Consider the following 22,711-nt stretch of genomic DNA (forward strand, 5'->3'; position numbering starts at 1 on the left):
GCCTCAGCCGGACACCAGAGCCCGGATCGCCCCGACCGTGCGGTCGATGTCGTCTCGAGTCGTCACCCACGATGACATCGAGCAGCGCAGTGCTGCGCGACCTCGCCATTGGGCTCCGGTCAGAGCGGCGGTGCCCTCCGCCAGCACGGCTTCGCCCAGGGCGCGGGTGGCATCGTCCTCATCGAGTCGGAACATGACCTGCGTGTAGTCGACGTCATTGAGGATGCTGATGCCGTCGATCGTGGCGAGTCCCGCGGCCATCGCGACCGCGTTCTCGTGCAGTCGGTCGATCAGACGGGCGATTCCGTCTCGGCCCAGGCTGCGCATCGCCGCCCAGGCGGGCACGCCGCGTGCGCGACGCGACAGCTCGGGCGTGACATCCCACGGATCCAGGCTCGTGTAGACCAGGTAGTCGCCACCGGTTCGGAAGGCGGCGATCGAGTCCGCCGGGTCACGGACGATCGCCATGCCGCAGTCGTAGGGCACGTTGAGGGTCTTGTGCGCATCGGTCGCCCAGGAGTCGGCGTCGCACATGCCCGTCGTGAGCGGCCGCAACGAGTCGGATGCCGCGGCCCACAGGCCGAACGCTCCGTCGACGTGCACCCAGGCGCCGTGGTCGTGGGCGATCGGCACGAGCGCTGCGAAGTCGTCGAACGCGCCGGTGTGCACCTCGCCGGCCTGAAGGCAGACGATGGCCGGACCTGAGCCGGTCGCGAGCGCGCGGCTCAGTGCGTCGGGGCGCATCCGCCCCTCGTCGTCGGAGTCGACGACGGTGATCTCGGAGCGGCCGATCCCGAGAAAACGTGCCGCGCGGTCGATCGACCCGTGACGGTCAGCGCCCACGATGAAGCGGATCGGCGGAGACTCCCGCAGCCCCTGCTCGCTGAGGTTCCATCCGACTCGGGCCAGCACGGCATTGCGGGCAGTCGCGAGGCAGGTGAAATTCGCCATCTGGCCGCCTGTGACGAAGCCGACGCTCGCGGAATCGGGCAGGCCGAGGATGTCGAGCATCCATCGCCCGGCCACGCGCTCCAGCGCCACGGTCGTCGGTGTGAGCAGCGCCGAACCTGAGTTCTGGTCCCACGCCGAGACGAGCCAGTCGGCGGCGAGAGCGGCGGGATGCGTGCCGCCGATCACGAATCCGAAGAAGCGCCCGCCGGGAATGGCGACGAGACCGGGGTCTGCCCGCGACACGATCTCGGCGATCACCTCGTCCGCGTCCGCGCCTTCGTAGGGCAACGGGCCGCCGAAGGCGTCCAGCATCTCGGCGAGAGTCGCACGCGGCCACACCGGTCTGTCGTCGAGCGACCGAAGGAACGCGAGTGCCGCTCGGTGGGCGGCGTCCAGTCCGCGGATCCTGTCATCGTCGACGCTGTCGTCCATGAGTCAGGACTACACCCGTGATCCGCGTCGCACCAGTGCGTCCTCAGTGTGCGACCGCATGGCGTAGACGTGGTTCGATAGAATGGACGATGCCCTGGGCCGAGCCCCCGGGCGGATACGACGAGCGGAGACTTATGTCCGGGCATTCCAAGTGGGCCACCACGAAGCACAAGAAGGCCATCATCGACTCCAGGCGCGCCAAGTCCTGGGCCAAGCTCATCAAGAACATCGAGGTCGCCGCCAAGCTCGGCGGAGCCGACCTGCAGGGCAACCCGACGCTCTTCGACGCCGTGCAGAAGGCGAAGAAGACGTCCGTCCCGAAGGACAACATCGACCGCGCGGTGAAGCGCGGAGCCGGCATCGGCGGCGAAGCCGTCGAATACTCCTCGATCATGTACGAGGGCTACGGACCCAACGGTGTCGCGATGATGATCGAGTGTCTGACCGACAACAAGAACCGCGCGGCAGCCGAGGTCCGCACAGCGCTCAGCCGCAACGGCGGCACGCTCGCCGACCCGGGCAGCGTCGCCTACAACTTCAGCCGCAAGGGCGTCATCGTCGTCGGCTCCGAGGGGACGACCGAGGACGACGTCATGATGGCCGCTCTCGAAGCGGGTGCCGAAGAGATCGAGCCCCACGCGGAGGGCTTCGAGATCATCACCGAGGCGACCGACCTCGTCGCGGTGCGCAGCGCACTGCAGGATGCCGGCATCGACTACGAGTCGGCAGACGTGGAGTTCGTGCCGAACCTCAAGGTCGAGATCGACGCCGACACCGCGCGTAAGATCTTCCGCCTCATCGACGCGCTCGAAGACAGTGAGGACGTGCAGAACGTCTTCACCAACTTCGATCTCACCGCCGACGTCCAGGCCGAGCTCGAGAACGACGACGCGTAGGCGCGCCGACCCGTCGACACGACGACCGGCGAATAGCCTGGGGGAGTGACCTCCTCTCTGCGTGTGCTCGGCATCGACCCCGGCCTCACCCGCTGCGGTGTGGGGGTCGTCGACGTCGACGGGTCGCGTCGTGGAACCCTCGTGCACGTCGGAGTGATCCGCTCCGATCCGGATCTCCCTATCGGAGAGCGGCTGGCGCTCGTCGCCGCAGGCATCCGTGAGGTGCTCGCCGAGCACCGCCCCGACGCGGTCGCCGTCGAGCGGGTCTTCGCGCAGCAGAACACGCACACGGTGATGGGAACCGCCCAGGCGAGCGGCGTCGCGTTGCTCCTCGCGGCCGAGGCCGGCCTCCCTGCCGCCACGCACACTCCGAGCGAGGTGAAGGCGGCGGTCACGGGCTACGGCTCTGCAGACAAGAAGCAGGTGCAGGCGATGATCGCCCGCATCCTGCGTCTGGATGCTCCCCCTCAGCCCGCCGACGCGGCGGATGCGCTCGCGATCGCGCTGTGTCATGCCTGGCGCCGCGGTGCCGCGGGAACTCCCGGCGGCGAGGCTCTGACCCCCGCCCAGAGGGCATGGGCCGACGCCGAGCGTGTCGCTCGAACATACCTACGATCCCGCGCTTAGTCTGGAGTGATGATCTCCTCGCTGCACGGCACCGTCCTGCACTCGTCATCCGACCAGGTCGTCATCGATGTCGGGGGTGTCGGTTTCTCCGTCGCGGTTCCCGCCGATGTGGCCCACACGGCCACCGTCGGCGAGAAGCTGCTGCTGCACACGAGCCTGATCGTGCGGGAGGACTCGCTGTCGCTCTTCGGGTTCGCCGATCGCAGCGAGCTCGAGATCTTCGGACTGTTGATCAGCGTGACGGGGGTCGGGCCGAAGTCGGCGCTCGGGGTGCTCTCGCACCTCACCGTGGATCAGATCGCCGATGCGGTGACGACCGAGGATGACGCGCCGTTCCGACGCGTCTCCGGGATCGGACCGAAGACAGCCAAGCTCATCGTCCTTCAGCTCGCGGGCAAGGTGCACCCGGTGGGTTCGCCGACCAAACAGGCGGCCAGCGGGCCCGTCGACGTGGTGGATCAGGTGACCGCCGCGCTGGTCGGCCTCGGCTGGTCTGAGAAGGTGGCGGCAGAGGCTGCCGCGCAGACCGCCGCCGAGGCGACGGACGCCGAGCGTGCGACCGTCGCGCCGTTGCTGCGGCGCACCCTCGCGCTTCTGGGGCCTGCGCGTGTCTGACGCCCTCGACGCGACGGAGCCGTCCGACGACACCGAGCTCGCGATCGAAGGCGCGCTGCGCCCGACGAGCCTCGGCGAGTTCGTCGGGCAGCAGAAGGTGCGGGGGCAGCTGCAGCTCCTTCTCGACGCCGCTCGCATCCAGAATCGTCCCCCCGACCACATCCTGCTCGCGGGCCCTCCCGGCCTCGGTAAGACGACTCTCGCCATGATCGTCGCGCACGAGAGCCAACGTCCGCTCCGCCTGTCCAGCGGGCCGGCGATCCAGCACGCCGGCGATCTCGCTGCGCTCCTCTCGAGCCTCGTGCCCGGCGAGGTGCTGTTCATCGATGAGATCCACCGCATGGCTCGCTCCGCAGAAGAGATGCTGTACCTCGCGATGGAGGACTTCCGCATCGACATCATGGTGGGCAAGGGCGCGGGAGCGACGAGCATCCCGCTCGAGCTCGCGCCGTTCACGCTGGTCGGAGCGACGACCCGTTCGGGATTGCTGCCCAATCCGCTCCGGGATCGCTTCGGGTTCACTGGGCATCTCGAGTTCTACGACGAGCCGGAGCTCGAACGGGTGATCGCCCGATCGGCACTCGTTCTCGGGGTCGATCTTCCGCACGACTCGCTCTCCGAGATCGCAAGACGATCCCGCGGCACACCGCGTATCGCCAACCGACTTCTCCGCCGGGTCAGGGACTACGCCCTCGTGCACGGCGGGGGAGCGGCGACGCTCGAGGGCGTGCAGGCGGCGCTCGAGCTCTACGACGTCGATCCGATCGGCCTGGATCGCCTCGACCGCGCAGTGCTCGAGTCTCTCGTGCGCAGGTTCCGCGGGGGGCCCGTCGGACTCAGCACGCTCGCGGTCGCGGTCGGCGAAGAGGCGGAGACGGTCGAGAGCGTGGTCGAGCCGTACCTGGTGCGCATCGGCTTTCTGGGGCGCACCCCACGAGGAAGGGTCGCGATGCCCGAGGCCTACGCACACCTGGGGGTGGCGCACCCTGACGGGGCGCTTCGCCTCGATGACCTATAATCGCTGAAGACTTCCCCCGTTAAATCTGTGCGCCCGTTGGTTGGTGCGTGCACCTGCGAAAGGCGCTAGCCACCCATGGAAATTCTCCTCTTCGGTCTTCTTGCCGTTCTCGTCGTCTTCATGTTCGTCAATGGCCGCAAGCGCCAGAAGCAGATGAAGGCGGAGCAGGAGGAGAAGGCTTCCAAGACCGTTCCGGGCGCCAAGGTCCTCATGCAGGGCGGCATCTACGGAACCGTGGTCGCCTACGACCACGAAGACCTCGACTCGCCCGCCCTCATCGAGATCGCTCCGGGCACCGTCATCGAGGTGCACAGCCAGGCCATCCTGCGCATCGTCGAGCCGAAGGACGACCTCACCGTCGCCTCGTTCGAAGACGACGAGACCCCGGTCGTGAGCGAGGTCGACCCGCTCGCTGCGGACGCCGCAGTGGTGGAGACCCCCGAGGAGACCCGCCGTCGCCTCGAGCGCGACGCCGACGACAAGTAAGCACCCTCGCTCGCTGTACCGCAGCGCTCCGCGCTCGGGCATCTCAGAAAGCTGATCACACGTGGCTTCATCCTCTCCGGTCCGTCACGCCTGGCGGGTCCTCCTCGGCCTGCTCCTGGTGACGGGGGTCCTGTTCGGCGTCAACGCCCTGGGCGTGTACGTCTTCCAGAAGAGTTCCTGGACGCCTGAGCTCGCCCTCGACCTGCAGGGCGGAACACAGATCGTCCTCAGCGCCGAGACCGAGAGCGGAGCCGCCCCTTCGCAGGAGCAGCTCGACCAGGCGGCAGCGATCATCCGTCAGCGGGTGGATGCGTCCGGCGTGGCCGAGGCTGACATCACCACAGAGGGCGGCCAGAACATCGTCGTCCAGATCCCGGGCAACGCCGACGAGGAGACGCGACAGCGCATCCAGTCGAGCGCCCAGCTCGAGTTCCGCCCGGTTCTGGCCACCACGGCAGCTGCCAACTCCTTCGTGGGTGAGGACGGCAACGCCACGCCGTACCCGACTCCCGACGACTCGCTCAACGCGACGCCGACCGCGGAGCCGACCGACGCCAGTGACCTGTCATGGGTGACCGACCGTCTCAGCGCGGAGTTCCTCGCGTACGACTGCGCCAACCCGTCGACTGATCCGTCCAACGCCCCGAAGGACGAGCCCCTCATCGCCTGCGATCCGACGAATCAGGCGAAGTACCTGCTCGGACCGACCGAGCTCACCGGCGACGTGATCACCGATGCCACCTCGGGCCGCGATCCGCGATCCGGAGCATGGCTCGTGCAGCTGGAGATGAACGGAGAGGGCACCGAGAAGTTCGGCGAGGTCAGCACGCGCCTCAACCAGAACCGCATCGACGGTCTCACCCCTCGTGACCAGTTCGCGTTCGTCCTCGACGGATCGGTGATCAGCGCCCCGCAGATGAACGGGCAGATCCTCGACGGCCGCCCCAGCATCTCCGGCAGCTTCACCCAGGAGACGGCGACGACGCTCGCCGACCAGCTCAAGTTCGGTGCGCTGCCGCTCAGCTTCGTCGTGCAGAGCAGCGACACCGTCTCGGCGACGCTCGGAACCCAACAGCTGCAGATCGGTCTGATCGCGGGTCTCATCGGTCTCGCGCTGGTCGCGATCTACTCTCTGATCGTCTACCGAGCGCTCGGCACGGTGATCATCGCGTCTATCGCCGTGATGGCGATACTGACCTACGTCATCATCTGCATCCTGGCGTGGCGGCTCGGATTCCGCCTCTCGCTCGCGGGGGTCGCCGGCCTCATCGTCTCGATCGGCTTCACGGCCGACTCGTTCATCGTCTACTTCGAACGAATACGAGACGAGCTGCGCGACGGCAAGTCGATCACCTCGGCGGTCGAAGACGGCTGGGGTCGAGCGAAGCGAACCATCTACATCTCGAAGTCGATCAACATCCTCGCAGCCGTCGTCCTGTACATCCTGGCCGACGCGACCGTGAAGGGTTTCGCCTTCACTCTCGGTCTCACGACCATCATCGACGTCTTCATCTTCGTGATCTTCACGCACCCGGTGATGCAGTTGCTCGCACGCACGAAGTTCTTCGGCGGCGGACACAAGCTCTCCGGTCTCGATCCGGAGTCGTTGGGTTCCGTCTATCGAAGCCGCGCACAGTTCCGCGAGGTGGCAACGGCGTCGGCCGGGCGTGGAGCGAAGAACACGCGTGCCCGAGGCGAGGCGGAACGCCGCCAGACCATCGCAGAGCGCAAGCGCGCCGAAGCACTCGCCGGTGAGAGATCCACCAGCACCGGAAGTGAGGGGGACGCGTGATGGCTTCCATGAACGAGTTCGGCAACAATCTCTACTCGGGTAAGACCTCTTTCCCGTTCGTCGGCAGGCGCCGACTCTGGTTCATCATCGCGATCGCACTCGTGGTCGGATCCGCGCTCGTTCCGCTGCTCCGCCCCATCCAGTTCTCGATCGAGTTCACCGGCGGTTCGCAGTTCACCGTCCAGGCGCCCGACTCCCTCGAGCAGGAGACGGCGACGGAGGCCGTGCAGTCGGTGGTCGCGAACGCGGCGACCAAGGTCGTCGTCGTGGGCGACACGGACATCCGCGTGCAGACCGACCAGATGAGTGCGGAGGAGACCCAGCAGGTGTCGGCCGCACTCGCCGACGCGTACGGTGTCGATCCCGACAGCGTCACCTCGTCGTTCATCGGTCCGGCCTGGGGCGAGAACGTGACGAAGCAGTCCCTCTGGGGGCTCGCGATCTTCCTCGCGCTCACCTTCCTGATCCTGGCGATCTACTTCCGCACCTGGAAGATGTCCGCAGCGGCGATCATCGGTCTGCTCGACGTGCTCGTGATCACCGTCGGCGTCTACGCGCTGGCCGGATTCGAGATCTCGCCCGCGGCCGTCATCGGCTTCCTCACGATCCTCGCGTATTCGCTCTACGACACCACGGTCGTGTTCGACAAGATCCGAGAGAACACGACGGAGGATGGCGAGCAGTCCTCGCGGCTGTTCGGTGAATCGGTCAACCTTGCGGTCAACCAGACGCTGATCCGTTCGATCAACACGTCTGTCGTCGCTGCGCTGCCGGTCGGTGCCGTGCTCTTCATCGGTGCCTTCTGGCTCGGTGCCGAGTCGCTCACCGACATCTCGTTGTCGATCTTCGTCGGCATCCTCGTGGCGACCTATTCGACGCTGTTCGTCGCGGCACCGCTGTACTCGCTCTTCCGCGAGAACGAGCCCCAGCTCGCCGCCCGTGACGCGCGGATCCGCGAGGCACGAAGTCTCGCCACCGCAGAGGCCTGATAGTCCCCGCTCCGCGGGGCCGCACCCCGCAGAGCACGCGTAAGCTGTTGTGATTCGGAGGTGAGCGGATGGCGGAACCGCAGACGGCGTCGCAGGGCTCCAGCCTGAGACGACTGGTTCCTCGCATCTTCTCCCGCGCGCCCAGGATCAACGACCTCGACAACCTGATCCGCACCGTGCGGGCGAACCACCCGCGTGGTGATCTCGCCGTGATCGAGCGCGCCTACGCCGTGGCGAAGACCAAGCACGAGGGCCAGAAACGGCAGAGCGGCGAGCCGTACATCACACACCCGCTGGCGGTGGCGCAGATCCTCGCTGAGATGGGACTCGGGCCGCGAGCGATCGCCGCCGCGCTGCTCCATGACACGGTCGAGGACACCGGATACGCGCTCTCTGACCTGACGGCGGAGTTCGGCGACGAGGTCGCGATGCTCGTCGACGGCGTGACGAAGCTCGACAAGGTCAAGTACGGCGAAAGCGCCCAGGCTGAGACCGTCCGCAAGATGATCGTGGCGATGTCGAAAGACATCCGCGTGCTGTTGATCAAGCTGGCCGACCGCCTGCACAACGCGCGCACCTGGGGCTTCGTCCCGCCCGAGAAGGCGGCGAAGAAGGCGAAAGAGACCCTCGAGATCTATGCGCCGCTGGCCAACAGGCTCGGTATCCAGGCGATCAAGTCCGAGCTCGAAGACCTCTCGTTCGCGGTGCTGCACCCGAAGATCTACAACGAGATCCACAACCTGATCGCGCAGCGCACCCCGCAGCGGGAGAAGTACCTCACGCAGGTCGTCGAGGAGATCGACGAGGATCTGCGCGACCTGCGGATCCGCGGCAAGGTCGTCGGACGCCCGAAGCAGCTCTACTCGGTGTACCAGAAGATGGTGGTCCGCGGCCGCGAGTTCGACGACATCTACGACCTCATCGGCATCCGCGTGCTCGTGGCGTCCGTCCGCGATTGCTACGCGGTGCTCGGGGCGATCCATGCTCGGTGGACCCCTCTTCCCGGTCGGTTCAAGGACTACATCGCGACGCCGAAGTTCAACCTGTACCAGTCGCTGCACACCACGGTGATCGGGCCGTCGGGTCGCACGGTCGAGATCCAGATCCGCACGCACGAGATGCATCAGCAGGCCGAGTACGGCGTCGCTGCGCACTGGATGTACAAAGAGCGGATGAACGGGGGCAAGGCCGAGGTCCGTGCGTCGGACAGCGACATGGCCTGGCTCGCACACATCTCGGACTGGCAGGCGGAGACCGCGGATCCGGGCGAGTTCCTCGACTCGCTGCGGTTCGAGATCGGGGCGAAGGAGGTCTACGTCTTCACGCCGAAGGGGCGTGTCGTCGGCCTCCCTGCCGGGGCGACTCCGGTCGACTTCGCGTACGCCGTGCACACCGAGATCGGTCACCGCACGATGGGCTCGAAGGTCAACGGTCGCCTCGTGCCGCTGGAGTCCGAGCTCAAGAGCGGTGACGTGGTCGAGGTCTTCACGTCGAAGAACCCCGACGCCGGTCCGAGCCAGGACTGGCTCGGCTTCGTCAAGAGCACACGTGCCAGGAACAAGATCCGCGGGTGGTTCACCAAGGAGCGACGCGAAGAGGCGATCGAGCAGGGCAAGGAGGCGATCGCCCGGGCGATGCGTCGCCAGAACATGCCCCTCCAGCGCCTGATGAGCCAGGACTCGTTCGCCGAGGTCGCTCATCAGCTCCGCTACGAAGACGTGTCTGCGCTGTATGCCGCGGTCGGCGAAGGCCACGTGTCGACGCAGTCGGTGCTCGAGAAGGTCACGGCACTCGTCGCCGCGACCGACCCGGCCACCGGGCCGATCGATCTCCCGGGCAGCATGCCTTCGCGAGAGCCGCGTGCCGGCGACTCAGGTGTGCTGGTGCGGGGTGCCTCCGACATCCTCGTCAAGGTCGCCAAGTGCTGTACACCCGTTCCCGGCGACGAGATCGTGGGCTTCGTGACGCGTGGAAGCGGCGTCTCGGTGCACCGCACGGACTGCCCGAACGTCAAGGCACTCGCGGGCGAGGAAGATCGTTTCGTCGAGGTGTCCTGGGCACCCACGACGAAGAGCGTCTTCCGTGTGCAGATCCAGGTCGAGGCGCTCGACAGGTCGGGTCTGCTCTCGGATGTCACCCGGGTGCTCAGCGAGCACCACGTGAACATCCTGTCAGCGACGGTGAGTACGACGGATGAGCGTCTGGCGATCAGTCGATTCGTCTTCGAGATGGGCGATGCCGTACATCTCGATCGGGTGCTCAACGCCGTGCGTCGGATCGACGCGGTCTACGACGTGTATCGCGTCACCTCGTCCTGATCGCCGTCCTCATCAGGGCTGCGCGCGCGGCCTTCGTGCCCGGCACGCGAACGAGAGCGTCGACATGACGGATCGCCGCATCGACGAGCGACTCGTCAGTCTCGGCGAGGAGCAGGAGCCACCGCATCAATGATTCGTCACGATGCAGTCCCAGTGCGAGGTCGACCATGGTCCGCACCCGGGTCATCACGACGACTCCGCCGAGCACCTCGAGTTCGTTCTGGGGAACGCTCGTGTCGTGAAGGATGATGCGTGCCATGCGAGTCGAGCGGATGCGGCGCTCGACAGCCCGACGCACATGGTGGATGGCCGGGGGTGAGTCGCCGGCGCCATGGATCCACGCGGCGGTGGGGCCAGAGGCAGCCGTGTCGACCGGGATCAGACCTGCGATCGATGCGGCTCGCGTGCCGCGCGCTTCGACGAGGTCGGCGGGGATGAATCCTTCGCCGATCTCGAACAGATCACCGTCGAGGCGCGCAGCGGTCAGTTCCGACACGGTGAGTGCGACTCCGGGCAGATACAGGAACGCGGGATGCATCACGCCAGTGTGGCGCAGTGAATCCCGCGTTTCCGATCGTCGCGTTGAACTGTGGAGAGATCAGCCGCCGAGTGCGCTCAGCCAGGTGCGTCGCGCCTCGAGCGCATCCGCTGCCTCCTTGGCGGCCTTCTTGTCGCCGGCCTTCTCGGCTGCGGCAAGTTCGGATTCGAGCTTCTCGATGGCCTCGAGCAGACGCGAGCTCATGTCATCAGCACGCGCCTTGGTCTCGGGGTTGTTCTTCTTCCAGTCGACTTCTTCGCGTGCCTTCAACGCCTGCTCGATCACGCGCAGGCGGTCATCGAGCGCGCGCTCCTTGTCGCGGGGGAAGATCCGTCCGATCTCGTCCCACTGGCGCTGGATGCCGGTGAGCAGCGCGCGAGCCTTCTTGATGTTCGGCTCGTCGGCGACCGCCTTGGCCTCTTCGAGAAGAGCCTGGCGTGCCTCGATCTTCGGTCCGGACTCGGCTTCTTCCGCAGCGGCCTGCTCGGCTCGGGCGGAGTAGAGGGCGTCGCCGGCCGCCTTGAATCGCGCCCACAGCGCGTCGTCAGCCTTGCGTCCGGCACGGCCGGCCGCCTTCCACTCGTCGAGCAGCGAGCGGTACGCGGGAATACCGTCGATTCCCCGCGGAGCGAGAGCCTCGGCGCGCTCCACGAGACGCGTCTTCGCGTCGCGGGCCAGCTTGTGCGAGTCATCGAGCTCCGAATAGAACGAGCGACGGGCCTTGTCGACCGTGGCGCGGGCGTCGCGGAAGCGCTTCCAGAGCTGCTGCGAGATGCCCTTCGAGAGGCGCGGGCCGTTCTGCTGGTGGGCCTGCCACGAATCGAAGAGCTCGCCGAGTTCGGCGGTGACCTGCTTCCACTGCACCTTCGTCAGGTCGCGGGCAGCGATGGCCTCGGCGCGTTCGACGAGTGCAGTGCGCTCGGCGACCGCCTGGTCGACGAGTTCCTTGGCCTGCTGCGCCTCCTGGGCGCTCGCCTCCGACAGCGAGGACGTGAGTGCGTCGAGCCGGGCGCGCAATCCGGCGAGGTCGCCGACTGCCGCAGCATCCGTCGCCTCTTCGAGGAGATGGCCCGCCTGCTTGACGAGGTCGCCGGCCGATGCGCCTCCGGCCTGATGGCGCTGTTCGAGCGTGGTGACCTTGAAGGCGATGTCCTCGTACTTGCGCACGAAGTAGGCGAGTGCCTCATCGGGCGTGCCGTCGGGATACTGGCCCACGACGCGCCAGGTCTCTTCTTCCCGCACCTCGACGGTGCCGTCGTCGGAGACACGACCCCATTTCGCCGCGTCAGCGGCGGAGGCGCTCGCGGAAGGCGCAGCAGGCGCTGCGGAGGGCGCGGGCGCCTGTGAAGGCAGCTTGCGGGGCAGCGGCTTCGCCGGGGGAGCGGGAACGGCGGGAGTCGGCTTCGACGGCTCTGTGGCAGACACGGTGATTCTCCTTGCGCGGTAGGCCCGCGGGAGGCGGAAAGGACGAGCTTCAGCCTAGTACGCACGGGCACTTCCGGTGTGGTCCGTCGCTCCGCCCGTGATCGTTACCGATTTGTGAGCAGAACGTTCGACGTCTGAAACACCGCCTGTCACATGTGGGAAACACGGTGCTCATATCGTCTCGATCACGACGTCCCGACGAATGGAGCAGAATGAACGACGCGATCCTCGCGACCGAGCAGATCGTGGTCGTGGGAGCGGGCATGGTGGCGCACCGTCTGGTGCAGAGCCTCATCGGCAGAGCCGAGACACGGTTCCATGTCACGGTGATCGGCGACGAGGGGCTGCTCCCGTACGACCGCGTCGCTCTGACCGGCGTCCTCACGGGCGCGCCAGGCCCAGGGCTGGAGCTCGACTGCTCGGTCTTCGACGATTTCCGGGTGCGCTTCCTCGCCGACGACAGGGTCGTCCGCGTCGACCGCGAGGCGCGGACCGTCAGAACGCGGTCTCGGCTGACCATCCCGTACGACACCCTCGTGCTTGCGACCGGGTCGTATGCGGTCACGCCAGAGATCGACGGCGCCGACCTCGACGGGTGCTTCGTTGTGCGCACGGTGGATGACGTCGAGCACCTGAAGACCTTCTCCGCCCAACGCGAGACCATGATCGGCCGAGGCCTTCGTGCTGCGGTCGTCGGCGGCGGGCAGCCCGCGCTCGAGGCGGTCGATGCTCTCGCAGTGATGGGCGTCGAGTCGAAGATCTTCCTCCATGCCGAGCCTTTCACATCGTCGCAGCTCGATCGGGCTGACGAGAACCTGCTCCCCGACTTGCTCGACGCCGTGCGAGCCGATGCGCACGTCGATCGCATCGTCGCCGGGCCAGCGGGAACGGTGACGGCTCTGATGCTCGATGACGGCACGACCGAACCCGTCGACCTCGTCGTGTTCGCCGCGGGGGTACGACCGCGGGATGAGCTCGCACGCAACTCGTCGATGCGGGTGGCCCCTGCGGGCGGGATCGTCGTCGATGAACGCTGCCGTACGTCGGATCCACACATCGTCGCAGTCGGTGAGGTCGCGTGCTTCCAAGGACGCTGCCTCAATCTGCTGGCGCCGGGATTGGCGATGGCTGAGGTGGCGACGACGCGGATCCTCGGCGGCGACGCGGTCCTGCGCAGTGACGACGACCCGTCGCGACCTGCGCTGCGTTGCGTCGAGATCGTGAACGTCGGCGACGCTGCGAACCCGGATCGGTATGGCGAGGGCTGGCGCCGGGTATCGCAGCGGCCGAACACGGCGGTCTCCGGGCCGGGCCGCGGTCGCAGTGCGCGCTCGCTGCGGGTGATCTGATGCATCTCGCGGCCGAATGTGAGGGAGGCGAGGTCAGCTGGTGCGGCGCGTCGCTTTCGTGAACACCGCGGATACGGATCTGACCGGCTGCGCTGTGATCGTCGTGGGCGCAGAGCGCGACCGGGCTGACGAGGAACTGCTGGCGGCTCGCGGGGCGGCCGTGGAGCGGTGTCTCCTTTCCCATCCCGTCGCGCGGCCGAAGGACGTGCAGAGGCTCGCGCGTTCCATCTCGCGCGCTTCGAAGGGGGAGGTCGACGCCGTGCTGTTCACCGCCGCGGCATCCGCCTCGGAGTGGATATCGCTCGCGCAACGAGCCGACGCGCTCGACATCCTCCGTCACCGTGTCGACGTCGGACGTTTGCTTCTCCTCTCAGCGGAGCACGGCGACGCGGCAGGGGCAGAGCCTGGATGCCTCCCGATTCCGATCGACGAGGTCGATCGGAGCACTTCGCTCGCGCTCCGGGTCATCGAACACTTCACCGGAGACAGCGCACCGTCGCTGTCCACGGACTTCGGATGGATCCAGGTCCGTAGCGGTGGTGTCGCGGTGGACGACGGATTCATCCCACTCTCGCGGTCCGCCGTGGCGCTGATGGATGCTCTCGCGGCGGCGCGTGGCCGCGTGATCTCGCGCGCCGAACTGGACAGTGTTCTGCCGGGGGAGGGGCGCACCGCGCACGCGGTGGAGGTCGCGATAGCTCGACTGCGCGAGACCCTCGGGGACAGGGCCCTCATACAGACCGTCGTGAAGCGCGGTTACCGGCTCGCCGTGACCGACGACTGAGTCGACGCCACAGAGGGCGATCGACCGCGGCGGAGATGAACAGGGGGGACCCGGCGGTCCCGGGCGCTACTCGGCAGGCGTGTTGGCGGGATCCGTCGGCTCGACCGTCGGGGTCGGAGCGGGAGCCGTCGGGGCGACCTGCGCATGGACGACCTGACTTCCGATCGCAGCGGCCACGATCATCACCGCGACGATCACCGCGATCGTGTTGTCACGCACCCGGCGTCGGATCTGTCCGTCGTGCCACTCGGTACGGGCGGTGTGGAGTCGTGCACGCTCCGCCTCGGTGCGCTGCTGGGTGTTCTTCGACCCGCGTGTTGCCATGCCGTGCTCCTTCGTGGAGGTCGACTCTCGACGTGCATGAGAGAACCTCGACGCCCGACGACGTCGATACATCAGAGCCTACCGGCGCGCTCGGCAGTCGATCGATCGCCGCCGCGTTGTCGGTGACCGGCGTTAGCCTGGACTGATGACCGCCGCCGCCGCACTGCTCTCTGGGCAGACGCCCCTTGCCGTGCGCATGCGCCCGGTCTCCCTCGACGAGGTGGCCGGGCAGAAGCATCTGCTGCGGGCCGGCTCGCCGATCGTCGCTCTGGCCGATCCGGCCGCCACGTCCCCCGGTGCGGTCTCGATCATCCTCTGGGGCCCCCCAGGCACCGGCAAGACCACGCTCGCCCAGGCGATCGCGCGGTCATCGGGCCGCCGGTTCGTCGAACTGTCGGCGATCACGGCCGGGGTCAAGGACGTGCGCGAGGTGATGCAGGAGGCGATCACCCAGCGCGATCTCTACGGTCAGACCACGATCCTGTTCCTCGACGAGATCCACCGCTTCACGAAGGCCCAGCAGGATGCTCTGCTGCCCGGCGTCGAGAACGGATGGGTGCTGCTGATCGCCGCGACGACCGAGAACCCGTCCTTCTCCGTCATCTCTCCGCTCATGTCGCGGTCTCTGCTGCTGACGCTGCAGCCGCTGACCGACGACGACATCGGGCTGCTCATCGACCGAGCGGTGACAGACGCCCGCGGGCTCAACGGCGCGGTGACCCTCGCCGACGACGCGCGGGCCGCCCTCATCCGGCTGGCTTCCGGCGATGCGCGGCGCGCTCTCACCGGGCTCGAGGCGGCAGCCGCAGTCGCCCTGTCCCAGGGTGCAGACGGTGCGGTGCCCGCCGCGACAGCCGACGACGTGGCACAGGCCGTCGACAAGGCCCTTCTGCGATATGACCGGCAGGGCGATGAGCATTACGACGTCATCAGCGCCTTCATCAAGTCCATCCGCGGCTCCGACCCCGACGCGGCGCTCCACTACCTCGCGCGCATGATCGAAGCGGGGGAGGACCCCCGCTTCATCGCGAGGCGCCTCGTCATCTCCGCCTCCGAGGACGTCGGGCTCGCCGACCCGCAGGCGCTCTCGATCGCGGTCGCGGCGGCCGATGCGGTCGCCTTCATCGGCATGCCGGAAGGGCGCATCCCGCTTGCCGAAGCGACCGTCTATCTCGCCACGACGGCCAAGTCGAACGCGGCATATGTCGGTATCGACGCCGCGATCGCCGACATCCGCTCGGGCGGATTCGGTCGCGTGCCACTTCACCTGCGCGACGCGCACTATCCGGGGGCCAAGCGACTGGGCCACGGTCGCGGCTACGTCTACCCGCACGACAGTGATTTCGGCATCCTCCCGCAGCAGTATCTGCCGGATGAGCTGCAGGGAAAGCGCTACTACGAGCCCAAGAATCTCGGCGCCGAACGCGACATCTCTGCTCGTCTCGAGCGCATCCGTCGCATCCTCGACGGGCGCTGACTCCGATCTGTTAGACTTGATCGGCTCGAAACCGAGTTTTCGGGCATCTCCTCGTTCACACCCCACCTTGCTGGCGCCCCGGCGTGCGCTCCAAGGCAGAACGCGGACGATACGTCCGTGAGTCGTGAGAGACGCGACCACGTCATCGGAAGGACAACTTCGTGACCACGAAGTCCCAGGACCGCCGCAAGGTACGTCTGAGCCGTGCCCTCGGCATCCCGCTCACCCCGAAGGCCGCCCGCTACCTCGAGAAGCGTCCCTACGCTCCGGGTGAGCACGGCCGCACCAAGCGCAAGGCAGACAGCGACTACGCCGTCCGCCTGCGTGAGAAGCAGCGTCTGCGCGAGCAGTACGGCATCCGCGAGAAGCAGATGCGCAACACGTTCAACGAGGCTCGTCGTCAGGACGGTCTGACCGGTGAGAACCTGGTCGAGCTGCTCGAGATGCGTCTCGACGCACTCGTCGTTCGTTCGGGCTTCGCTCGCACGACCGCACAGGCTCGTCAGCTCGTCGTGCACCGTCACATCCTCGTCGACGGCCAGCTCGTCGACCGCCCGTCGTTCCGCGTGAAGCCGGGTCAGCTCATCCACGTCAAGGCTAAGAGCGAGGGCACCGAGCCCTTCCAGGTCGCAGCCGCCGGCGGTCACGCCGAGGTCCTGCCTCCCGTTCCCGGCTACCTCGAGGTCGAGCTCGACAAGCTCCAGGCTCGCCTGGTTCGTCGTCCGAAGCGCGCAGAGGTCCCCGTGACCTGTGAAGTGCAGCTCGTCGTCGAGTACTACGCAGCTCGCTGAGTTCAGCTTTTCCACAGAAGGCGTCGGGTTTCCCCCGACGCCTTCTGTCGTTTCCGCATACGATGGAGGCACCGCGCCTTCGCGGATCAAGGGCAAGGATGGCGACATGAAGAACGTGCTGTGGTTTCTGATCGGTGTGATCGGCGGCTTCGTCGCGGCGCACTTCATGAACAAAGACCCGCGCGGCCACGACATCCTCGCCGAGGTCGATGCTCGATTCAACGAGTTCACCGGGATCATCGGCGACTCGTACCGCGAGCAGCAGGCCAGGCTCACCGAGCCGACCGACGACTGATCCCCGCGCGCACCCGCGCAGCTCAATCTCACCCAGTACGCAAGGACACCCGGCACCCCTATGAAAACTGCGGACATCGCGCAGCGCTATCTCGACTTCTTCGAGAAGAACGACCACGTCATCGTCCCGTCCGCCTCACTCGTGAGCGACGATCCGTCCCTGCTGTTCACGGTCGCCGGCATGGTTCCGATGATCCCGTACCTCACGGGCGTCGTGCCCGCGCCGCATCCGCGCATCGCCGACGTGCAGAAGTGCATCCGCACCAATGACATCGAAGAGGTCGGTCGCACCGCACGTCACGGCACGTTCTTCCAGATGCTCGGAAACTGGTCGTTCGGGGACTACTTCAAAGAGGGCGCGATCCGCTATGCCTGGGAGCTTCTGACCAGCGCCGAGGCCGATGGCGGTCTGGGGTTCGACGAGAAGGATCTCTGGGTCACCGTCTACGAGACCGATGACGAGGCCGAGGCGATCTGGCGCGACATCATCGGTCTGAAGCCGGAGCGCATCCAGCGTCTCGGGCGCGCCGACAACTACTGGAACACCGGGCAGCCCGGCCCGGGCGGTCCCGACTCGGAGATCTTCTTCGACCGTGGTCCCGCGTATGGCGCCGACGGCGGCCCGGCGGTGGACGACAACCGGTTCGTGGAGATCTGGAACCTGGTCTTCATGCAGGACTTCATCGACAACATCCGCGGCAAGACCGAGTTCGACATCGTCGGCGAGTTGCCGATGAAGAACATCGACACAGGCATGGGCCTCGAGCGCGTCGCCTTCCTCAAGCAGGGCGTCGAGAACATGTACGAGACCGATCAGGTGCGCCCGGTGCTCGACCGAGCCGTCGAGCTCTCCGGCCGTCGCTACGGAGCAGTGCACGAAGACGACGTGCGTTTCCGCGTCATCGCCGATCATGTGCGCTCGTCTCTGATGCTGCTCTCCGACGGTGTTCGTCCGTCGAACGAGGGCCGCGGCTACATCCTGCGCCGACTCATGCGTCGCACCGTGCGATCGATGCGTCTGCTCGGTGTCGACGACCCCGCTTTCCCCGAGCTGTTCGCCGCCTCGCGTGACGCCATGAAGTCGGCGTATCCGGTGCTCGAGACGGAGTGGGCGACGTTGTCGGCCTCGGCATTCGCAGAAGAGGAGACCTTCCGCCGCACTCTCGCGCAGGGGTCGACGATCCTCGATCTCGCACTCGACGAGACGAAGAAGAAGGGCGACGCCTCGCTGAGCGGTCGCGAGGCATTCCTCCTCCACGACACGTACGGATTCCCGATCGACCTCACGCTCGAGGTCGCCGAGGAAGCCGGGCTGAACGTCGACCGCGCGGCTTTCGACTCGCTCATGCAGGAACAGCGCACGCGCGCCAAGGACGATGCGCGCAACCGCAAGCGTCAGCTCGCCGATGTCTCGGTGTACCGGGACCTGCGCGCCCTCGGCGAGACCGGATTCGACGGCTACAGCGAGCTCGAGGTCGATTCACGCATCCTCGGGATCCTCGTCGACGGGCAGGTCGTTCAGAGCGCTGCCGAGGGGCAGATCGCCGAGGTCGTGCTGGCCGAGACGACGCTGTACGCCGAATCCGGCGGCCAGGTGGCGGACAAGGGCGTGATCGTCGGGCCCGGCTACGAGCTCGAGGTGCTCGATGTTCAGCGTCCGGTCGCCGGGCTGATCAGTCACACCGTCGAGGTGACCCGTGGTTCGGTCGCCGTCGATGATGCGGCGACCACGGTTGTCGATGCCGCGAATCGGCGCGCCGCGCGGCAGGCGCACTCCGCGACCCACCTCGTGCACGCGGCGCTCCGCGACACCCTCGGCCCCACCGCCACACAGTCGGGGTCGTTGAACCGGGCCGGGTACATGCGCTTCGACTTCGCCTGGTCCCAGGCTCTGTCCGCAGACACCCGCACCGAGATCGAGGAGATCACGAACCGGGCCGTGCAGGACGCCCTCGAGGTGACGACACGGATCGTCTCGCTCGACGAGGCGAAGGAAGCCGGCGCCATGGCGTTGTTCGGGGAGAAGTACGGCGATGTCGTGCGCATGGTCGACATCGGCGGCCCCTGGTCGCGCGAGCTCTGCGCCGGCACCCATGTGAGCACCAGCGCCGAGGTAGGACTGGTCAGCGTCGTCGGCGAGTCGTCGGTCGGCGCATCCAACCGGCGCATCGAGGCTCTCGTGGGGCAGGACGCGTTCCGCGAACTGGCGGCCGAGCGTGCTCTCGTCTCTCAGCTCACCTCTTCGCTCAAGACGCCGCGCGATCAGCTCGCCGAGCGCATCTCCGACCTGTCGGCGGGTCTCAAGGCAGCCGAGAAGCGCATCGCCCAGTTCGAGGCCAAGGAGCGTGCCGGACAGGTGCCTGCCATCGCCGATGCCGCCGGCCGCGTCGGCGACTTCCGCGTCGCAGCCCAGTCGCTCGGCGCGGTGGCGTCGGCCGATGACGTGCGCGAGCTCGTGCTCGGGGTACGCGACCGTCTCGGCTCCGAGGCCGCAGTCGTCGCACTCGGCGGCATCGTGAACGACCGCCCGGTCGTGGTCGTCGCCACCAACGACGCTGCTCGCGCAGCAGGAGCCAGAGCGGGGGCACTCGCGAAGCGCGCAGCGTCTGTGCTCGGCGGTGGCGGTGGTGGCCGAGACGATGTGGCGCAGGGCGGCGGCACGGATGCCTCTGCGCTGACCGCCGCGCTCGAGGCCGTGTCGCAGGAGCTGCGGACAGCGTGAGCGTGTTCCGTCGCGGGGTCCGCCTCGGAATCGACGTCGGCAGGGCCCGCGTCGGGGTCGCACGCTGCGACCCCGACGGCATGCTCGCGGTTCCCGTCGAGACGGTACCTCGCACCGACCAGTCGGTCGAGCGGATCGCCTCGATCGCTGAGGAGTACGAGCCGGTGGAACTCGTCGTCGGACTCCCTGTGAACATGCAGGGAGCGGACACCGCGTCGACGCTCGACGCGAGGGAGTTCGCGGCGGCCCTCAGCGCGCGCACGAGGATCCCGACGAGGTTGGTGGACGAGCGTCTGAGCACCGTGAGCGCACACGCCGCGCTGCGATCTTCGGGGAGAACTCAGAAGAACTCTCGTAGCATTGTGGATCAGGTCGCCGCGGTGGTTCTGCTGCAGCAGGCGATCGACACGGAGAAGAGCACCGGAAACCCGCCCGGTGACACGATTCCGCTCGATGAGGAGTCTTCCTGACATGCCCGAACGCGATAGTGCTTCCCCCCGGCACGATCCGGACGCCCGACTGAGCGACCTGTTCGAGAACCTGCCGGAGCCCACGCAGCAGATCCCGACGGTCGATGACGCACCCCCCGCTCCCGGATCCCGGCGGGCTGCCCGAGAGGCCGCCACGCGACCGGCCTCGTCCCAGCCGAACTCGGCCCCACAGGCCCCAGTACAGCCCTCTTCAGAGGCCTCACCCTCGGGCCGAGAAGCTCAGACCGCGCCCGACGGGCCTCAGCATGGCGAGGCTGCGCCAGAATTCGTGACCGCCGATCAGACAGGCCGTCGACAGGCGCCTTCTGTGTCGACTCCTGCCGCGGCCACGGCGGCCACCGCGGCATCGGCCGAGGTCGGCTCATCAGCGCCATCCGCCGCTCCAGGGCGCGACGGAGCGGGTGGCCGGCTCGAAGATCTGTTCCACAGCCACCCCGAAGACGACGGCGTCTCCAAGCCGCCCAAGAAGAAGCGGCGCACCGGGTGTCTCGTGGCGCTGATCATCGTCCTGGCAGTCCTCGGAGGCCTCGCGGCCGCGGGAGTCTGGGCGATGAACACCTACGGCGACAAGATCAGCGACGCGCTCGGTTGGGGTGAGCCCGACGATTGGGAGCCTGGTCTCGCCACCGGCGAGGTGCTCGTCACGGTGAAAGAGGGCGACACCGGCTCACCGGTCTCGACCGCGCTCTACGAAGCCGGTGTCACGCGCACCGACACGGTGTTCTACGACTACCTCGTCGACGAGGGCATCGCCGTGACGTTCTACCCCGGCAACTATCGCCTGCAGGAGAAGATGACGGCAGAGGCCGCTCTCGAGGCGCTGCAGAATCCGGAGAACAAGCTCGAGAACTCGGCCAATGTGGGGGAGGGCTCGACGATCGAGTCCACTCTTCCCGCAATCGCCGAGTCTCTGAGCATCCCGCTCGCAGATCTCGAGGCCGCAGTGGCCGATCCCTCGGTCTACGGCGTGACCGCCCAGACGCTCGAAGGATGGCTGTTCCCCGCGTTGTACACCTTCGACCCGGGAGTCACCGCGCAGCAGGTCATCCAGCGAATGGTCGACCGCACCCACGAGTCGTTGGACAAGGCCGGAGTGCCTGCTGAGGATGCACAGCGCATCCTCACCATCGCGTCGATCATCCAGCGCGAGGGACTCACCGCGGACTTCCCGAAGGTGTCGCGCGTGATCCAGAACCGCCTCGACATCGACATGAAGCTCCAGATGGACTCGACCGCGCAGTACGGGTACGGGTCGATGCACGAAGGCGTCGTCTCGAGTTCGGCGGAAGCGCTGGAAGACCAGAACGACTGGAACACGTACGTGCACACCGGTCTGCCGATCACCCCCATCGCCAGTGCGAGCGACAAGGCGATCGACGCTGCGATGCACCCCGCCGACGGACCGTGGCTGTACTTCGTCACGGTCAACCTGGAGACCGGAGAGACTCAGTTCTCCGAGACCTACGAGGAGCACCTCCGGGGCGTCGAGAAGTGGGGCCAGTGGTGCGAGGAGAACCCCGACGGCGGATGCTCGGCCGGATGACCGCGCGTCGCCTGGCGGTCTGGGGTGACCCGATCGCTCATTCGAGGTCGCCTCAGCTGCACACCGCCGCCTACGAGGTGCTCGGTCTCGACTGGCAGTATTCGCGCAGACAGGTGGGGGAGGCGGACTTCGCAGCGTCTCTCGGATCTCTGGACGCCTCGTGGAGGGGGCTGTCGCTGACGATGCCGCTGAAGGAGCCGGCGCGTCGGGCCGCAGACACCCTCGACACTCACGCCGACCTCACCGGTGCTGTCAACACGCTTCTCCTCGGCGACACTGTGCATGGGTACAACACGGATGTCGGGGGGATCGTCGACGCCTTGAACGACGAGGGCCTCACCCGGATCGACAGCGCCAGAATCCTCGGAGCCGGCGCCACGGCCGCATCCGCGCTGGTCGCCGTATCGGAGATGGGTGCGGCGAGGGTCGACGTGCGCGCCCGGCGCCCGGATCGTGCAGCTCCGCTGGTCGCACTCGGAGCTCGACTCGGCGTCGATGTCTCGGTGCGGGGCTTCGCGGAAGGCGCTGATCAGGTCGCTCTGACCGTCGCGACGCTCCCTGGTGGCGCGGCGGTCGATCCCGATGCGATCACCAGGATCTCGGCGACGGGCGGAACCCTCTTCGATGTCGCCTACTCACCGTGGCCGTCCGCGTTGGCGACGGGCTGGACAGGCGGGCCGACGATCTCCGGGCTCGGGATGCTTCTGCATCAGGCGGTGCGCCAGATCCGGGTCTTCCGTGACGGTGATCCCTCGCGTCGTCTCCCCGATGAGGACGCGGTCGTGACTGCGATGCGCGCCGTTCTGTCGTCGTAGGGCGACACGAGGGACGAGCGGGTCCGAAACGCAT

The 22,711-nt window shown here is 67.3% G+C and carries 21 protein-coding genes; 17 read left to right on the forward strand and 4 right to left on the reverse strand.

The genetic code is table 11. The features are described 5' to 3' along the window. Positions 1–3: 3 nt before the first annotated feature. On the reverse strand, positions 4–1,383 hold the full coding sequence (locus tag ACZZZN_RS06490; RefSeq protein ID WP_463504359.1) for a pyridoxal phosphate-dependent decarboxylase family protein: 1,380 nt from the start codon (positions 1,381–1,383) through the stop codon (positions 4–6). Positions 1,384–1,517: 134 nt separating this feature from the next. Between ACZZZN_RS06490 and ACZZZN_RS06495 the strand changes: the two genes are divergently transcribed. From ACZZZN_RS06495 to ACZZZN_RS06530, 8 genes are all read left to right on the forward strand, one after another. Continuing rightward, on the forward strand, positions 1,518–2,279 hold the full coding sequence (locus ACZZZN_RS06495; protein ID WP_463506559.1) for a YebC/PmpR family DNA-binding transcriptional regulator: 762 nt from the start codon (positions 1,518–1,520) through the stop codon (positions 2,277–2,279). Positions 2,280–2,324: 45 nt separating this feature from the next. Then, the gene (gene ruvC / locus ACZZZN_RS06500) at positions 2,325–2,906 is read left to right on the forward strand and encodes a crossover junction endodeoxyribonuclease RuvC (RefSeq protein WP_463504360.1); all 582 of its coding nucleotides are present in this window, start codon (positions 2,325–2,327) and stop codon (positions 2,904–2,906) included. 9 nt (positions 2,907–2,915) lie between these two features. Further along, on the forward strand, positions 2,916–3,521 hold the full coding sequence (ruvA, locus tag ACZZZN_RS06505; protein ID WP_463504361.1) for a Holliday junction branch migration protein RuvA: 606 nt from the start codon (positions 2,916–2,918) through the stop codon (positions 3,519–3,521). Continuing rightward, positions 3,514–4,539 carry a Holliday junction branch migration DNA helicase RuvB gene (gene ruvB, locus ACZZZN_RS06510; RefSeq protein ID WP_463504362.1) on the forward strand — a complete coding sequence of 342 codons (1,026 nt, stop codon included), beginning with the start codon at positions 3,514–3,516 and terminating at the stop codon, positions 4,537–4,539. Before ruvA ends, ruvB begins: the two co-directional genes overlap by 8 nt. Positions 4,540–4,614: 75 nt before the next feature. Then, positions 4,615–5,025 (forward strand): preprotein translocase subunit YajC, encoded by a 411-nt coding sequence (locus ACZZZN_RS06515; protein ID WP_463504363.1) that lies wholly within the window; start codon positions 4,615–4,617, stop codon positions 5,023–5,025. Positions 5,026–5,086: 61 nt separating this feature from the next. Continuing rightward, positions 5,087–6,817 carry a protein translocase subunit SecD gene (secD, locus tag ACZZZN_RS06520; RefSeq protein ID WP_463504364.1) on the forward strand — a complete coding sequence of 577 codons (1,731 nt, stop codon included), beginning with the start codon at positions 5,087–5,089 and terminating at the stop codon, positions 6,815–6,817. Beyond that, positions 6,817–7,806, forward strand: coding sequence for a protein translocase subunit SecF (gene secF, locus ACZZZN_RS06525; RefSeq protein ID WP_463504365.1), 990 nt, complete (start codon positions 6,817–6,819; stop codon positions 7,804–7,806). Before secD ends, secF begins: the two co-directional genes overlap by 1 nt. A 68-nt stretch (positions 7,807–7,874) precedes the next feature. Beyond that, the gene (locus ACZZZN_RS06530; protein ID WP_463504366.1) at positions 7,875–10,124 is read left to right on the forward strand and encodes a RelA/SpoT family protein; all 2,250 of its coding nucleotides are present in this window, start codon (positions 7,875–7,877) and stop codon (positions 10,122–10,124) included. On the opposite strand, the gene ACZZZN_RS06535 is transcribed toward ACZZZN_RS06530, so the two are convergent. Continuing rightward, positions 10,111–10,662 (reverse strand): SAM-dependent methyltransferase, encoded by a 552-nt coding sequence (locus tag ACZZZN_RS06535; protein ID WP_463504367.1) that lies wholly within the window; start codon positions 10,660–10,662, stop codon positions 10,111–10,113. The genes ACZZZN_RS06530 and ACZZZN_RS06535 overlap by 14 nt on opposite strands. Positions 10,663–10,722: 60 nt before the next feature. Further along, a complete protein-coding gene (locus tag ACZZZN_RS06540) occupies positions 10,723–12,087 on the reverse strand; it encodes a DUF349 domain-containing protein (RefSeq protein ID WP_463504368.1) in 1,365 nt (454 codons plus the stop codon). Positions 12,088–12,299: 212 nt separating this feature from the next. Between ACZZZN_RS06540 and ACZZZN_RS06545 the strand changes: the two genes are divergently transcribed. Continuing rightward, the gene (locus tag ACZZZN_RS06545; RefSeq protein ID WP_463504369.1) at positions 12,300–13,436 is read left to right on the forward strand and encodes an NAD(P)/FAD-dependent oxidoreductase; all 1,137 of its coding nucleotides are present in this window, start codon (positions 12,300–12,302) and stop codon (positions 13,434–13,436) included. Positions 13,437–13,494: 58 nt separating this feature from the next. Continuing rightward, the gene (locus ACZZZN_RS06550) at positions 13,495–14,220 is read left to right on the forward strand and encodes a winged helix-turn-helix domain-containing protein (protein WP_463504370.1); all 726 of its coding nucleotides are present in this window, start codon (positions 13,495–13,497) and stop codon (positions 14,218–14,220) included. A gap of 66 nt (positions 14,221–14,286) precedes the next feature. Here the strand turns inward: ACZZZN_RS06550 and ACZZZN_RS06555 are convergent, their stop codons facing one another. Then, on the reverse strand, positions 14,287–14,544 hold the full coding sequence (locus ACZZZN_RS06555; RefSeq protein WP_463504371.1) for a hypothetical protein: 258 nt from the start codon (positions 14,542–14,544) through the stop codon (positions 14,287–14,289). Between the two features lie 145 nt (positions 14,545–14,689). On the opposite strand from ACZZZN_RS06555, the gene ACZZZN_RS06560 reads away from it, so the two are divergent. From ACZZZN_RS06560 to ACZZZN_RS06590, 7 genes are all read left to right on the forward strand, one after another. Beyond that, positions 14,690–16,021 (forward strand): replication-associated recombination protein A, encoded by a 1,332-nt coding sequence (locus ACZZZN_RS06560; RefSeq protein WP_463504372.1) that lies wholly within the window; start codon positions 14,690–14,692, stop codon positions 16,019–16,021. A 161-nt stretch (positions 16,022–16,182) separates the two neighbouring features. Next, positions 16,183–16,812, forward strand: coding sequence for a 30S ribosomal protein S4 (gene rpsD / locus ACZZZN_RS06565; protein WP_052677824.1), 630 nt, complete (start codon positions 16,183–16,185; stop codon positions 16,810–16,812). 106 nt (positions 16,813–16,918) lie between these two features. Next, positions 16,919–17,107, forward strand: a complete 189-nt coding sequence (locus ACZZZN_RS06570; protein WP_463504373.1) for a hypothetical protein — start codon at positions 16,919–16,921, stop codon at positions 17,105–17,107. A 60-nt stretch (positions 17,108–17,167) separates the two neighbouring features. After that, the gene (gene alaS, locus ACZZZN_RS06575) at positions 17,168–19,828 is read left to right on the forward strand and encodes an alanine--tRNA ligase (RefSeq protein WP_463504374.1); all 2,661 of its coding nucleotides are present in this window, start codon (positions 17,168–17,170) and stop codon (positions 19,826–19,828) included. Next, positions 19,825–20,298 (forward strand): Holliday junction resolvase RuvX, encoded by a 474-nt coding sequence (gene ruvX, locus ACZZZN_RS06580; RefSeq protein WP_463504375.1) that lies wholly within the window; start codon positions 19,825–19,827, stop codon positions 20,296–20,298. Before alaS ends, ruvX begins: the two co-directional genes overlap by 4 nt. A 328-nt stretch (positions 20,299–20,626) precedes the next feature. Next, the gene (gene mltG / locus ACZZZN_RS06585; RefSeq protein WP_463504376.1) at positions 20,627–21,862 is read left to right on the forward strand and encodes an endolytic transglycosylase MltG; all 1,236 of its coding nucleotides are present in this window, start codon (positions 20,627–20,629) and stop codon (positions 21,860–21,862) included. Next, on the forward strand, positions 21,859–22,677 hold the full coding sequence (locus ACZZZN_RS06590; RefSeq protein ID WP_463504377.1) for a shikimate dehydrogenase: 819 nt from the start codon (positions 21,859–21,861) through the stop codon (positions 22,675–22,677). The genes mltG and ACZZZN_RS06590 overlap by 4 nt, the downstream gene beginning before the upstream one ends. Positions 22,678–22,711 lie beyond the last annotated feature (34 nt).

Source organism: Microbacterium sp. AC145, from assembly GCF_979258505.1.